Source organism: Hydrogenophaga sp. (assembly GCF_051007235.1).
Classification (GTDB): Bacteria; Pseudomonadota; Gammaproteobacteria; order Burkholderiales; family Burkholderiaceae_C; genus Hydrogenophaga.
In genome coordinates this window covers 1-14,433 of the sequence record NZ_JBPCSJ010000431.1, presented here as the reverse complement: position 1 = coordinate 14,433, position 14,433 = coordinate 1, and the positions used below count along the sequence as shown (strand labels likewise).

At 67.5% G+C, this 14,433-nt stretch carries 12 protein-coding genes and 1 pseudogene; 7 read left to right on the top strand and 6 right to left on the bottom strand.

The window, feature by feature from the left end; all coding sequences use genetic code 11:
• Both ACR2JA_RS15470 and ACR2JA_RS15465 read right to left on the bottom strand, forming a co-directional pair.
• Window positions 1-395: type III pantothenate kinase (locus ACR2JA_RS15470; RefSeq protein ID WP_434009968.1), on the bottom strand; the 395-nt coding region annotated here is incomplete at its 3' end.
• Between the two features lie 200 nt (window positions 396-595).
• Window positions 596-1,267, bottom strand: coding sequence for a LuxR C-terminal-related transcriptional regulator (locus ACR2JA_RS15465; protein WP_434009967.1), 672 nt, complete (start codon window positions 1,265-1,267; stop codon window positions 596-598).
• A 183-nt stretch (window positions 1,268-1,450) separates the two neighbouring features.
• On the opposite strand from ACR2JA_RS15465, the gene ACR2JA_RS15460 reads away from it, so the two are divergent.
• Window positions 1,451-2,665, top strand: coding sequence for a sensor histidine kinase (locus ACR2JA_RS15460; RefSeq protein WP_434009966.1), 1,215 nt, complete (start codon window positions 1,451-1,453; stop codon window positions 2,663-2,665).
• A 30-nt stretch (window positions 2,666-2,695) separates the two neighbouring features.
• Window positions 2,696-3,676: a response regulator gene (locus ACR2JA_RS15455; RefSeq protein WP_434009965.1), complete on the top strand. Its 981-nt coding sequence runs from the start codon at window positions 2,696-2,698 to the stop codon at window positions 3,674-3,676.
• Here ACR2JA_RS15455 and cqsA read toward each other — a convergent pair.
• From cqsA to ACR2JA_RS15435, 4 genes and pseudogenes are all read right to left on the bottom strand, one after another.
• Entirely contained in the window at window positions 3,664-4,908 is a 1,245-nt protein-coding gene (gene cqsA / locus ACR2JA_RS15450) for an alpha-hydroxyketone-type quorum-sensing autoinducer synthase (RefSeq protein ID WP_434009964.1), read from the bottom strand. The two genes, ACR2JA_RS15455 and cqsA, sit on opposite strands and share 13 nt — an antisense overlap.
• Before the next feature lie 165 nt (window positions 4,909-5,073).
• Window positions 5,074-5,514 (bottom strand): rhodanese-like domain-containing protein, encoded by a 441-nt coding sequence (locus ACR2JA_RS15445; protein WP_434009969.1) that lies wholly within the window; start codon window positions 5,512-5,514, stop codon window positions 5,074-5,076.
• A 174-nt stretch (window positions 5,515-5,688) separates the two neighbouring features.
• Window positions 5,689-6,189: pseudogene (locus ACR2JA_RS15440) on the bottom strand (MBL fold metallo-hydrolase); the annotation flags it as partial.
• Window positions 6,190-6,209: 20 nt separating this feature from the next.
• A complete protein-coding gene (locus ACR2JA_RS15435; protein ID WP_310564269.1) occupies window positions 6,210-6,455 on the bottom strand; it encodes a metal-sensitive transcriptional regulator in 246 nt (81 codons plus the stop codon).
• A 254-nt stretch (window positions 6,456-6,709) separates the two neighbouring features.
• Here ACR2JA_RS15435 and ACR2JA_RS15430 point away from each other — a divergent pair, with 254 nt between their 5' ends.
• The 5 genes from ACR2JA_RS15430 to icmF all read left to right on the top strand — a co-directional run.
• On the top strand, window positions 6,710-7,828 hold the full coding sequence (locus tag ACR2JA_RS15430) for a TRAP transporter substrate-binding protein (protein WP_434009963.1): 1,119 nt from the start codon (window positions 6,710-6,712) through the stop codon (window positions 7,826-7,828).
• Between the two features lie 58 nt (window positions 7,829-7,886).
• On the top strand, window positions 7,887-8,513 hold the full coding sequence (locus ACR2JA_RS15425; RefSeq protein ID WP_434009962.1) for a TRAP transporter small permease subunit: 627 nt from the start codon (window positions 7,887-7,889) through the stop codon (window positions 8,511-8,513).
• Entirely contained in the window at window positions 8,510-10,591 is a 2,082-nt protein-coding gene (locus tag ACR2JA_RS15420) for a TRAP transporter large permease subunit (RefSeq protein ID WP_434009961.1), read from the top strand. Before ACR2JA_RS15425 ends, ACR2JA_RS15420 begins: the two co-directional genes overlap by 4 nt.
• 155 nt (window positions 10,592-10,746) lie before the next feature.
• The gene (locus ACR2JA_RS15415) at window positions 10,747-11,640 is read left to right on the top strand and encodes a PPK2 family polyphosphate kinase (RefSeq protein ID WP_434009960.1); all 894 of its coding nucleotides are present in this window, start codon (window positions 10,747-10,749) and stop codon (window positions 11,638-11,640) included.
• Between the two features lie 32 nt (window positions 11,641-11,672).
• A partial coding sequence (gene icmF / locus ACR2JA_RS15410) for a fused isobutyryl-CoA mutase/GTPase IcmF (RefSeq protein ID WP_434009959.1) occupies window positions 11,673-14,433 on the top strand: 2,761 nt, incomplete at its 3' end.

Sequence of the window (14,433 nt, the reverse complement as noted above, 5' to 3'; positions counted from 1 at the left end):
CCCACCATGACCACCACGCAAGGCCGCGCCGTGCCTTGTGCCAGCAGCCGCTGACGGGCGCCGATCATGGCCACCCAGCGGTCCGAGCCGAGCCGGGCGGGGTGGTCGTAGCCGTTGGTCAGACCCGCCTCTGCGCTGCTGGAGACCACCCACTGCGGGCTGACGTCCCACAGCTCCAGTTGCTCCTGAACACGGCGTTTGACGGCGTCGCCGGCGACCACGCAGCCGATCACCCAGCGCGGCGCAGGCAGGCCGCTCCAGTCGCCGTCGGCCAGCTTTTCGATGTTCTCCAGGAACTGCGCCCCGTGGGCCAGCAGCCGCGCCCCGACCTGCGGAGCCTCGTAGAGCGCCCATTTCAGGCGGGTGTTGCCAACATCAAGGGCCAGAAAACTCATGCAGGGATTATGACCAAGCCCGCACTGGGGCCTTGCGGCAGCGCAGCACAGGCGGGGATGGGACGGCTCCGGCGCGACAGGCCCGGGCACAGGGCACCGCGGGCCCGGGTTTCCCGGCCCGCCAGTGCCGCCCCCTTGGAGGGGGTGACGCACCGCAGGCGCGGCGCGGGGGTGGATCAAAGCCCGGCGGCGGGGGTGACTCATATGAGCCCGATCCAGCAGGCGCGCTGCACGGCCGAGAGCTTGTTGTCGGTCTGCAGCTTGGCCATGGCGTTGGCCAGGTGGTAGTTGACCGTGCGTTCCGAACAGTCCATGCGCAGCGAGGTCTCGCGCGCCGTCAGGCCTTCAAAGGCCAGGTTCAGGCTCTCCTGCTCGCGCGGGCTCAGGCTCAACCGCTGTTCGGCAATGGCGCGCTTGAGCATGGGCCAGATGTTGAAGGCCGACCAGGCCAGCGCCGCGGCCTCGGAGCGGTCGGCGAAGGCCCGCGGGCTGAACAGGAAACACTCGAAGGCCCGCCCGGCCGGCAGGGTGAAGGCCACGCGCACCAGGGTCTGGTGCCCGTGGGCCAGCCACAGGCGGCGCCAGCGGCCAGCCTGGTCCACAAAGGCCGACTTGGAGATGTCCTGCCAGGCGACCAGCGGCGCGTCACTGTCGCGCCAGCCGGCACCAAAGTCGCGGCTCTCGGCCAGGGCCTGTGCGGGCCCCAGCAACCGCGGCGGGTGCACGGCCAGCACCTCGCGGTCGTCGCGCCCCCCCGCTGGCGTGGGGCCCAGCACCACCACCGACTCCACCCCGTGTTCGGTCAGCGCGCTCACCCAGTCGGCCAGGATGGCGTCCACGCTCACGCTGTCAAAGTTGACAGGCAGCGTCATGGTTTTCGAGCGCCTCTTGCGGGGACAATACCCGCTGGTCGCACCCACCCGTCCAGGTGACAGGGCTGCCGAAGAAGGAAGGAGTACATGTTGCCGTTGGACCGAATGGGGGTGCGCCGTGCGCGGACGCGGTTGTGGCGGTGGCTGGTGGACGAGACCATCCACGCTCCGCTGGAACCTATTTTGCACCCATCGCGCGCGCGGCTTCAGTGGCTGGGCGCCTTCACGGTACTGGGACATCTGACATTCGCCTGGATCTGGGGTTATCTGATTCCGCAGCCCTTTGAGAACGTGGGCCTGCGCCTGTTCAACGCCGGACTGGGCATTCCGCTGCTGCTGCCCGTGGTCCACCGCGACCTCAGTTCGCGCCTGGCGGTCTGGACCTTCAGCGGGGTCTGCTGGCTGCAGCTGCCGCTGTTTTTCTCCTGGATGTACTGGATGAATGGCGGCAACTCGGTCTGGTTCTCCAGCATGGCCTGCATGCTCGTCATCTATTACCACCTGACCGACTGGCGCCTGGCCACCCTGGGGGCGCTGGCGGGCACGGGCCTGAGCTATCTGCTGGCCACACCCCCCGCGCAGCCGCTGCCGGACACGGCCACCGGGCTGGACCAGCTGGTGGTGCTGGCGTTCGCGTGGGTCTCGTCCATCATGCTGGGAGCCTCCAGCGCCAACCTGCGCCGCACCCGGCTGATCAATGCCCTGAGCACCATGGGCGTGATGGCGCACGAACTGCGCACGCCGCTGGCCACCGTCAACCTCATGGGCGATGTGCTGCGCAACCTGGCGCAACACGACCTGCCGGACAACAAGCGCAAAAAAATCGAGGAGCTCTCCACCCGGCTGCAGAACCTGGTGCGCAGCATGAACCGGCAGATCGACACCCAGATCTCGAACGCCCAGCTGCTGCGCCTGCCCAAGGAGCGCTCGACCATCCAGGCCGCCGAGCTGGTGCACGAGGTGGTGGCCGGCTACCCCTACCGCTCCTCGCGCGAACGCGACTGCGTGCAGGTCCATGTGCAGCACGACTTCTGCTTCGTCGGCTCGCGCCCGCTGTTCGCGCAACTGCTGGCCAACCTGGTCAAGAACGCGCTGCACTCGCTGGCGTCGGCCGGCACGGCGCCGCAGCCGGGCGACCTGCGCATCCAGGTGGGGCTGCACCACGGCAAGGGGCGCATCAGCGTCGCCGACCAGGGCGTGGGCATTCCCCACGAGAAACAGTCCCGCATCTTCGAACCCTTTTATTCCACCCAGAGCGGCGCGGGCAGCGGGCTGGGCCTGACGTTCTGCAAAAACGTGGTCGAGACCGTCAACGGCCAGATCAGCGTGCACTCCGAACCCGCCGAAGGCGCGACCTTCATGGTCGACCTGCCCCTGGAAACCCACCCCAGCCCCTGAGCTGCCACACCGATTCGCGTTTCCATGGCCTTGCAACTCCCGCTTTTTCACCGCTCCGGCAGCATCGTCTTCCTCGACGATGACCTGGATTACCTCGACATGCTGGGCATGGTGCTGCCCACCCACCTGCAGGTGGAGCTGTACATGCGACCCACCACCTTTCTGGAGCGCATGCTCGACGAGCCTGCGCGCTGGGAAGCCGACGCCGCCCTGCACCTGCAGATGATCGAGCGCTGGCGCAATGGCCACCACCTGCTGCCGCAGCTGCTGCGCTACTGGGCCAACAACCCCGCGCGCTACCAGCTGGTGCAGACCTGCGTGGTGGACTACGCCATGCCCGGCACCGATGGCTTGAAAGTGCTCAACACCCTGCTGGACTGGCCCGGCTCGCGCATGCTGCTGACCGGGCAGGCCGACGAGCAGATCGCCATCCAGGCCTTCAACGGCGGCCTGATCGACCAGTTCATCCCCAAGCAGGCGCCCGACATCGCGGGGCGGCTGCTGGGCGCGCTGGCCAAGCGCTCGAGCACCCCCCACCCGCGGCTGAACACGCTGTGGCGCGCGGTGCTGCAGCCGGCCCAGCTGTCGGTGCTGCAGGTGCCGGCGGTCACGCGCGCCCTGCGCCAGCTGACCCAGAAGCGGTGGGTGGAATACGTGGTGCTGGGCGAACCCTTCGGCCTGCTGGGCCTGGACAGCGATGGCCGCGCACAGTGGCTGCAGCTCGAACCCACCGGCTCGCTGGACGAACCGGCCGAACTGGCGGGCACCGCCGGCCTGGGGCTGGACGTGGTGCGCGCGGTGCAGGCCGGCCAGCTGCTGCCGGCGGTGGAACTGCACCAGCAATTGGGCCTGCGCGGCCCGATCCGCACCGCGCCGGCCTTCGCGGTGGACGACGAGGGCCTGCTGACCGGCGCCCTGTTCGACCTGAGCGCCAGCGACCTGCCCCAGCCGCTGTACGCCTACCGCAACTTCCTGGACATGCAGGGCTCGCGCAGCGTTCAGGATGCCTGAACAGCCAACCGGGCGCGGCGCGCCAGCGGCCAGTCCCAGGGTTTGACCAGCGGCGCGATCTCGCGCGCCACGCCGGCCACGTGGTCCAGCTCGGCGTCGGTCAGCGCGGCGCTGAGCGTCAGCCGCACCATGGTTCGGTTGCGGCTGGTGGCCGGGGCGCAGAACACCGCGCCGAACACGTCGCGCTCTTCCAGCAGGTCGCGCAGCACCATGGTGGCCGGCTCGGTGCCCGACTCCAGCGCGATGATCTGCTCCGTGCCCTGGTGGATGGGATAGCCCAGGTCCGTCAGGTCGGCGCGCAGGCGCCGCGTGATGGCGTGCAGGCGCTCGCGCTCGGCGTCGCTGCGGCGGATCACCTCCAGCGTCGCGTCCAGCGCGGCCACCTCGTGCGGCAACAGGCAGGAACTGAACATGTTGGGGTAGCTGGTGCTGAGCACGTAGTTGCGCATGGCCGCCGGCACGGTGAGGAAGCCGGCCCGACCCGCGAACGCCTTGGCCAGGCTGGCGGTGATGAAGTGCACCCGATCGCTCAGCCCCAGCGCCACGCACAGGCCGGCGCCCTGGGGGCCGTGCGTGCCCAGCGAGTGCGACTCGTCCACCACGATCATGCAGCCGCGCCGCTCGCTGATCTGCACCATGTCCTCCAGCGGGCAGACGGCCCCGGTGGTGCTGTAGACCGAGTCCACCACCACGATGCCCGGGCCGTGGCGCTCGATCATGCGGTCCAGGTGCTGCGGGTCGTTGTGGCGGAACGGGTGGGCCGTGGCGCCGGCGCGCCGCGCGCCTTCCCACAGCGAGGTGTGGGCCAGGCTGTCCATGTAGATCACGGTGTGCTCGTCGGCGATCGACTGCAGCAGACCCAGGTTGGCCGAATAGCCCGACTGGCAGATCAGCCCGTCCTCCTTGCCGAGCAGGGCCGCGAGCTTGAGTTCGAGCTGGCGCGCCGGGTGCTCGTCGAGCAGGAACACGCTGGACTGGATGACGAACTCGGCGTCGGTCTTGATCGCCTCGGTCTGCGCCCGCACGATGTCGGGGTGGCCGGTGAGGCTGAGGTAGTCGTTGCCGTTCAGGCGCACCGCGTCGGGGCCGGCGTCTCGCCCGTGCAGCAGCGAGCGGCCGCTCCACAGCGTGTCCCAGCGGGTGGTGAATTCGCGCTGGATGCGCGCGGCCAGGTGGGCCGAGATCGCAGGTTGTGCGGGGGCCTTGTCAAGGGGACGGGCGAGGGTTTCCATGGAGATCTCCTTTGGGAAAAGAAAACCCCATTGAAAAAAGGAATGCGTGACAAACCGCACAAGCCCTGTCAGGCCTGACAGGGCTTGTTACGCTTTTTTCTCAAGTTTGGCGAAGAGATGCCGACCAGTGGTGCCGCCGCGCAACGGCGGTGTGCAAGGCCAGGCTCAGTTCTGGCGCCAGGGCAGACCGTGGAAACGCCAGCCGCCTTTGCGCCCGCGGTGGGCATCGGCGTCCGGATCGCCCTCGAAGCCTTCGAGGATGTTGTAGGCCTGCAGGCCCAGTTCGGTCGCGCGCTTGGCCGCGGCGATGGAGCGCACCCCGCTGCGGCACAGCAGCACCAGCTTCTGCCCGCCCGACGCCGCCTGGCGGATGCCGTCGTCGAACGCCGCGTTCATCGCCATGCCGGGCCACTGCTTCCAGGCCAGGCCGGTGGCGCCGGGCACGAAGCCGACCCACTCGCGCTCGGCGTCGGTGCGCACGTCCACCAGCACCGCCTCGCCCGCCTGCACCCACTGCCAGGCCAGCTGGGGCGACACGTCGCCAGCGTAACCGCCCGCGCCGGGCCGGGGCTGCAGCAGCAGCGCGCCGTCCACGTCGTGGCGCATGCCGGACGTGAGGTTGGCCGGCACCGCCTCGTCGATGCGGCGCGGCCGGGGCAGGTTCAGGCTGTCCATGAGGGCCACGAACTCGGCCTCGGACTTGCCGGCCACACGGGCGTTGGCGGCTTTTTCCAGCCCGATGGTCGAGTGCGTGCGGCCGTGGTAGTCGTGCCCGGGCCAGACGGTGGTGGCGTCGGGCAGGGCGAACAGCACCTGGGTCAGGCTGCGATAGAGCTCCACCGCGCTGCCCGACTGGAAGTCGGTGCGGCCACAGCCGTTGATGAGCAAGGTGTCGCCGGTGAACACATGTTCGCGCCAGACGAAGCTCATGCTGCCGGCGGTGTGGCCGGGGGTGTGCAGGGCCTGCAGGCTTTCGGCGCCGAACGACAGCGTGTCGCCGTGCGCCAGCTGCACCCCCGCGGTGCCGATGCCGCAACCCGCCGGCGCCGCCGTGCGGGCGCCGGCCAGCTCGGCCAGCTTGCCGGCACTGGTGATGTGGTCGGCGTGGGCATGGGTTTCTACCGCCCACACCAGCCGCAGACCGTATTCGCGCAGCGTGGCCAGGTCGCGCTCGATCTGCTCGTCCACCGGGTCGATGATCAGCGCCTCGCGCGTGTTCACGTCGAACAGCACATAGGTGTAGGTGCTGGAGGCGGGGTCGAACAGCTGGATCGGTTGCATCGCGGGTGTCCCCCAAGCGGTCAGGAAAAACGCGCAAGCATGTCGGCCACGTCGTCGGCCGGCACGTCGCCCTGGGCAATGACACAGCCCACCATGGTGAAGAAGGTCTTGTCCAGCGCCTTGCGCGCCGCGGCCAGCTGCTGGGCCACCTTTTCGCAGTCCGCATCGGTCTCGATCAGCTTCTGGATGCCCCGCAACTGACCCTCGACTCGTTTGAGGCGCAGCACGAGCGCGCGTTTGCGTTCGGGGTCGTGGACGGTGGTCATCGAGGCTCCAGGGACGGGACAAAGGCGCAAATTGTAGGAGGCACGCCACCGCCTGGAAACGGGCCCGCCGCACCGGCCGAGGCCCATTTCACACAGGCTGTGAAAAATCTTCAACATGCCGCAGACGCCAAGTCCTTGATTTGTCGTCACAGGCGGTCGCGCGAACGACAGCGGGCTGGTGGAAACCCTGCACCGTATCCGCGGCATTGCTGCACATCATGGGCCGCCCTTCCACCCACAGACGGAGACAACCCATGTCAGAAAAGAAGACCGCCACCTCGCGCCGCAACATGCTCAAAGGCGCCGCCGTGGCCGCTGGTGCCATGTCGGCGCCGATGATCGCGTCGGCCCAGACCGCCACGCTGCGCTTCCAGAGCACCTGGCCGGCCAAAGACATCTTCCACGAGTACGCCAACGACTTCGCCAAAAAGGTGAACGACATGGCCAGTGGCCGGCTGAAGATCGAAGTGCTGCCCTCCGGCGCCGTGGTCCCGGCCTTCCAGTTGCTCGAAGCGGTGGCCAAAGGCACGCTGGATGGCGGTCACGGTGTGGTGGCGTACCACTACGGCAAAAACTCCGCCCTGGCGCTGTGGGGCTCGGGCCCGGCGTTCGGCATGGACCCGAACATGGTGCTGGCCTGGCACAACTACGGCGGCGGCAAGGCGCTGCTGGAAGAGATCTACAAGAGCCTGAACCTGGATGTGGTGTCGTACCTCTACGGCCCCATGCCCTCGCAACCGTTTGGCTGGTTCAAGAAGCCGATCGCCAAGGCCGAAGACATGAAGGGTGTGAAGTTCCGCACCGTGGGCCTGGCGGTGGACATGTACACCGACATGGGCGCCGCGGTGAACCCGCTGCCCGGTGGCGAGATCGTGCCGGCACTGGACCGCGGCCTGATCGACGGCGCCGAGTTCAACAACGCCTCGTCCGACCGCCTGCTGGGCTTCCCCGACGTGGCCAAGAACTGCATGCTGCAGAGCTTCCACCAGAGCGGCGAGCAATTCGAAATCCTCTTCAACAAAGCCAAGCTCGCAGCGCTGCCGGCCGAGCTGAAGTCCATCATCGACTACGCGGTGCAGGCCGCCAGCGCCGACATGAGCTGGAAGGCCATCCAGCGCAATTCGGAGGACTACATCGAGCTCAAGAAGCAGGGCGTGAAGTTCTACAAGACACCCGATGCCATCCTGCGCGCGCAGCTGGCGGCGTGGGACAAGATCATCGCCAAGAAGGGCGGCGAGAACCCGCTGTTCAAGAAGGTGCTCGACAGCCAGCGCGCCTTCGCGCAACGCGCCGGTCAGTGGCAGAACGACTACATGGTCGATTTCAAGATGGCCTACAACCACTACTTCGGCAAGGGCGCCAAGAAGGGTTGATCCGCCCCACTGTGCCCGCGGGGCGCCCACGGGCGCCCCTTTTCATTTGAGGAAAGCCATGCAAAAACTCTTGATGACGGTGGACCGGCTGTCGACCTGGCTGGGCAAAGCCTGCGCCTGGTCGGTGGTCGGCCTGACCCTGCTGATCAGCTGGGAGGTGTTCTCCCGCTACGTGCTCAACAAGCCCCACGCCTGGGTGCTGGACGCGCAGATCATGATGTACGGCCTGCTCTTCATGTCGGCCGGTGCCTACACGCTGGCCAAGAACGGCCATGTGCGCGGCGACGTGCTGTACGGCTTCTTCAAGCCCCGCACGCAGGCCGGCGTCGACCTGACGCTGTACATCGTGTTTTTCCTGCCCGGCATCGTGGCGCTGACCTGGGCCGGCTGGACCTTCGCGAACGACTCGCTGGCCATCCGCGAACAGACCTTCAACGCCGACCCGCTGCCGGTCTACCCGTTCAAGTTCGTGGTGCCGATCGCCGGCGCCATGCTGCTGCTGCAGGGCCTGGTGGAAATCGTGCGCTGCGTGATCTGCCTGAAAACCGGGGCCTGGCCCGCGCGTGAAGACGACGTGGAAGAGGTCGACGTCGACAAGCTCAAGGAAATGGTCCACGTGAAGGACAGCGACATCGACAGCCTGGACCGCCTGGTGGTGCAACAACAGAAAGGCGCACAGCCATGATGATCCGCAAAGAACTCTGGTTCGGCTTTGGGCTGATGGCGCTCATCCTGCTGGGCGTGCTGACCATGGTGATCAGCGCCCCGACCATGACCAACGGCCACTATGGCCTGCTCATGCTCTCGCTGGTGGTGGTGGCCATCATGCTGGGCTTTCCCACCGCCTTCACCCTCATGGGCATGGGCATGCTGTTCGCGTTTTTTGCCTACCACTCGGGCGACCAGACCTCGGCCGGGGCGATCAAACAAACCCTGGACCTGATGGTGCAGCGGGCGTTTTCGGTCATGAGCAACGACGTGCTCATCTCGATCCCGCTGTTCGTGTTCATGGGCTACCTGGTCGAGCGCGCCAACCTGATCGAGAAGCTGTTCCACAGCCTGCACCTGGCCCTGGCCCGCGTGCCGGGCTCGCTCGCGGTGGCCACGCTGGTGACCTGCGCGATCTTCGCCACCGCCACCGGCATCGTGGGCGCGGTGGTCACGCTCATGGGCCTGCTGGCCATGCCGCAGATGCTGCGCGCGGGCTACGACGTGCGGCTCACGGCCGGCGCCATCACCGCCGGCGGTTGCCTGGGCATCCTGATCCCGCCGTCCGTGTTGCTGATCGTGTACGGCGCCACCGCGGGCGTGTCGGTCGTCAAGCTGTACGCGGGCGCGTTCTTCCCCGGGATCATGCTGGCCGGCCTGTACATCGTGTACGTGATCGTGGTCGCGAAGGTCAAACCCAACTGGGCCCCGCCGCTGAGCGCCGAAAAGCGCATCGTGCCGCTGCCGGCGCAGCTTGTGCGCATGGGCGCCACCGGCAGCGCCTGGGCCGTGGGCGGCCTGGTCAAAGCCCTCAAGGGGGCGAACAACCACGGCGTGTCCACCGGCTACATGCTGCGTCAGCTGGGCATTGCCTTGCTGCCCGCCGTGCTGTTTGCCGCGGTGGCCTTGCTCAGCTACCAGAGCGCCACCCGCGTCACCGTGGTCGATACCTACGAGGAACTGCAGCCCATGGGGGCGGGCGCTGAACCCGCCGCGGGCGGTCTGGCGGAACCGGGCGCCGAGGCGGGCGGTCTGGCCGAGCCCGGCGCCGAATCCGGCGGCCTGAGCGAACCGCCCAGCGACAGCGGCGGCCTGAGCGAGCCCGCGGGCGCCGGCGACGCGGTGGCCGAGCCACCCGGTGCGGCCAGCGACGCCGTCGCACTGCCGCCGGGTGCCGAAGCCGACCGACCCCAGCCACCCGCGGACAGCGTGGCGCTGCCACCCGGCGCCGAATCGGCAACGGCACCGGCACCGGCACCGGCACCGGCATCGGCGTCAGGCGGCGCGCCGGCCACCACCCAGCCGGCGCCGCAGGGCTACTGGATCGGTCTGGGCGTCGGCGCGCTCGCGCTCGTGGTGTTCTACGGCATCCTGAGCTACGCGCGGCTGGAGATCTTCAAGATGCTGCTCTCCAGCTTCTTCCCGCTGCTGGTGCTGATCCTGGCGGTGCTGGGCTCGATCGTGTTCGGCCTGACCACGCCCACCGAAGCGGCGGCCGTGGGTGCGCTGGGCGGCTTCCTGCTGGCCATCGCCTACCGGCAGCTCACCTTCAACGTGGTCAAAGAAAGCGTGTTCCTGACCGCCAAGACCAGCGCGATGGTCTGCTGGCTGTTCGTAGGCTCGGCCATCTTCTCGGCCGCGTTTGCGCTGCTGGGCGGGCAGCAACTGGTGGAGGAATGGGTGCTGGGCATGAACCTCACCAAGACCGAGTTCCTGATCCTGAGCCAGGTGATCATCTTCATCCTGGGCTGGCCGCTGGAATGGACCGAGATCATCGTCATCTTCATGCCCATCTTCATCCCGCTGCTGGACAACTTCGGGGTCGACCCGCTGTTCTTCGGTCTGCTGGTGGCGCTGAACCTGCAGACGGCGTTCCTGAGCCCGCCGGTGGCCATGAGCGCGTTCTACCTGAAAGGCGTGGCCCCCAAGCACGTCACGCTCAACCAAATCTTTGCCGGCATGCTGCCCTTCATGGGCATCCAGGTGCTGGCCATCGTGCTGCTGTACCTGTTCCCGGCCATCGGTCTGTGGCTGCCCGAGGTGCTCTACAAGTAACCGGCTGCGGGCACGGGGCGGGCACGCCCCGCCACCACCCAGGGGCGCTTTGGCGCCCCACTTTTTTGCCGAAACGGGTTAATATTGACGTTTACGTAAACGTCAATTCAGCACCCTGCGGCAGCATTGACGTTCCCACCGTCCGGAGACACGCCATGCACCGCGCGATCGACGCCAGCCTGCCCTTCCCGGCGGCCACACTGGCCGCCAGCCCTGGCGCACGTGCGCACGGCTGGCGCATCGCGCCGGCCCACGACCGTGGGGCAGCCCCCGCGCGTGTGACACTGGCCCAACTCGATCCCGGCGTCAAGCCGTTTTCGCAGGGCAGCAAGACGGAAGACCAGGCCCGCGTGCTGGCCCTGGCACGCGAGATCGACGAACTGCAGAACCTGTTCTACGCCGATGGCCGCTACAAGCTGCTGGTGGTGCTGCAGGGCACCGACACCTCGGGCAAGGACGGCACCATCCGCGGCGTTTTCGGCCAGACCAGCCCGCTGGGCGTGCACACCGTGGGCTGGAAGGCCCCCACCGAACCCGAGCGGGCCCACGACTATCTGTGGCGCATCCACCAGCAGGTGCCGGCCGCTGGCCACATCACCGTGTTCAACCGCAGCCACTACGAAGACGTGCTGGTGCCGGTGGTCAACGGCTGGATCACCCCGGCGCAGACAAAACAGCGCTACCAGCACATCAACGACTTCGAGCGCCTGCTGGCCGAAACCGGCACCGTGGTGCTCAAGTTCATGCTGCACATCGGCTTCGACGAGCAGCGCGAGCGCCTGCAGGAGCGGGTGGACGACGTCACCAAGCACTGGAAGTTCAGCCTGGGCGACCTGGACGTCCGCCAGCAATGGGCCGACTACCAGAAGGCCTACGAAGACCTGCTCGAAGCCACCAGAACCGAGTGGGCCCCCTGGACCGTGGTGCCCGCCAACTCCAAGACCCACCGCAACCTGATGATCGCGACCATCGTGCGCGACACGCTGAAGGCGCTGGACCTGCGATTCCCCCCTGAAGACCCGGCCCTCAAGGGCCTGCGCGTCGCATAAAAATTCCCCGACCGATACCGAGAGAGACAACCATGACCGACCTGTCCGCCGACTTCAAGGCCCTGGCCAACTACCGTCCCACGAACAAGGTGCGCTTCGTCACCGCCGCCAGCCTGTTCGACGGCCACGACGCCGCCATCAACATCATGCGGCGCATCCTGCAGGGCATGGGCGCCGAGGTGATCCACCTGGGCCACAACCGCTCGGTGGACGACGTGGTGACCGCCGCGCTGCAGGAAGACGTGCAGGGCATCGCCATCAGCTCGTACCAGGGTGGTCACGTCGAGTACTTCAAGTACATGGTCGATCTGCTCAAGCAGCGCGGCGGTGAGCACATCCAGGTGTTCGGCGGTGGCGGCGGCGTGATCGTGCCGGCCGAAATCCGCGAGCTGCACGCCTACGGCGTCGGCCGCATCTACAGCCCCGAAGACGGGCAGCGCATGGGCCTGCAGGGAATGATCGGCGAGATGGTGATGCGCTGCGACCGCGACATCAGCGCCTACGCCCCCAAGGCGCTGGACGCCATCCAGGGCCACAGCGAACTGAACTGGCGCGCCCTGGCGCAGCTGATCACGGCGCTGGAAAACGGCAAGGCCGACGCCGCGATGGTCGACGCCGTGCGTGCGGCCGCGGCCGGCAAGACCGTGCCCGTGCTGGGCATCACCGGCACCGGCGGCGCCGGCAAGTCCAGTCTCACCGACGAACTGATCCGCCGCATCCGCCTGGACCAGGACGACAGCCTGCGCGTGGCCGTCATCAGCATCGACCCCAGCCGTCGCAAGAGCGGCGGCGCCCTGCTGGGCGATCGCATCCGCATGAACGCGATCACCCCCTGGCAGAAAGGCCAACGCATCTACATGCGCAGCCTGGCCACGCGCGACACCAGCAGCGAGATCAGCGCCGCCCTGCCCGACGTGGTGGCGGCCTGCAAGGTGGCGGGCTTCGACCTGATCGTGGTCGAGACCTCGGGCATCGGCCAGGGCGACGCGGCCATCGTGCCGCACGTGGACATCCCGATGTACGTGATGACGCCCGAGTTCGGCGCGGCCAGCCAGCTGGAAAAGATCGACATGCTGGACTTCGCCGAGTTCGTGGCGATCAACAAGTTCGACCGCAAGGGCGCGGCCGACGCGCTGCGCGACGTGGCCAAGCAGGTGCAGCGCAACCGCGAGGCCTTCACCGTCATGCCCGACCAGATGCCGGTGTTCGGCACCATGGCCGCACGCTTCAACGACGACGGCGTGACCGCGCTGTACCAGGCGCTCAAGGCGCGGCTGATCGAGAAGGGCCTGAAGCTGTCCGACGGCCGCCTGCCGCTGGTGAACGTGCGCCACAGCACGAACCAGACGCCCATCGTGCCGCCCGCCCGCACCCGCTACCTGGCCGAAATTTCGGACACGGTGCGTGGCTACAAGAAGCGGGCGCGCGAACAGGCCAAACTGGCGCGCGAAATCCAGCAACTGCGCGCCGCCGCCGCCATGCTCGCCGTCGGCAAGCCGGACCGACCCAAGGCGTCCGAGGCCGCCATCGACCTGGCGCAGGCACGCGAACTGACGCAGGACCCGGCCGCCCGCAAGCTGCTGGCCCAGTGGCCCGACATGCAGAAGGCCTACGCGGGCGACGAGTACGTGGTGAAGATCCGCGACAAGGAAATCCGCACCGCGCTGACCACCAAGAGCCTTTCGGGCACCACCATCCGCAAGGTCGCGCTGCCCCAGTACGAAGACCACGGCGAGATCCTCAAGTGGCTGATGCTGGACAACGTGCCGGGCAGCTTCCCCTATACCTCGGGCACCTTCGCCTTCAAGCGCGAGGGTGAAGACCCGACCCGCATGTTCGCCGGCGAAGGCGACCCCTTCCGCACCAACCGCCGCTTCAAACTGGTCAGCGAGGGCTTACCCGCCAAGCGCCTGTCCACCGCGTTCGACTCGGTCACGCTCTACGGCAACGACCCCGATCTGCGCCCGGACATCTACGGCAAGGTGGGCAACAGCGGCGTGAACGTGGCGACGCTGGACGACATGAAGGTGCTGTATTCGGGCTTTGACCTGTGCAACCCGACCACCAGCGTGTCGATGACCATCAACGGCCCGGCACCGTCCATCCTGGCGATGTTCATGAACACCGCCATCGACCAGAACCTGGAGAAGTTCAAGGCCGAGAACGGCCGCGAGCCGACCGACACCGAAGCCGCCAAGATCCGCGAGTGGGTGCTGGCCAATGTGCGCGGCACGGTGCAGGCCGACATCCTGAAAGAGGACCAGGGCCAGAACACCTGCATCTTCTCCACCGAGTTCAGCCTGAAGGTGATGGGCGACATCGCCGAGTACTTCGTGCACCACGACGTACGCAATTTCTACTCGGTGTCGATCTCGGGTTACCACATCGCCGAGGCCGGCGCCAACCCGATCAGCCAGCTGGCCTTCACGCTGTCCAACGGCTTCACCTTCGTGGAGGCCTACCTCGCGCGCGGCATGCACGTCGACGACTTCGCGCCCAACCTGTCGTTCTTCTTCAGCAACGGCATGGACCCGGAGTACACGGTGATGGGTCGCGTGGCGCGGCGCATCTGGGCGGTGGCGATGCGCAGCAAGTATGGCGCGAACGAGCGCAGCCAGAAGCTCAAGTACCACAACCAGACCAGCGGCCGCAGCCTGCACGCGCAGGAAATCCAGTTCAACGACATCCGCACCACGCTGCAGGCGCTGATTGCCATTTACGACAACTGCAACTCGCTGCACACCAACGCCTTTGACGAAGCCATCACCACGCCCGCCGAAGACAGTGTGCGCC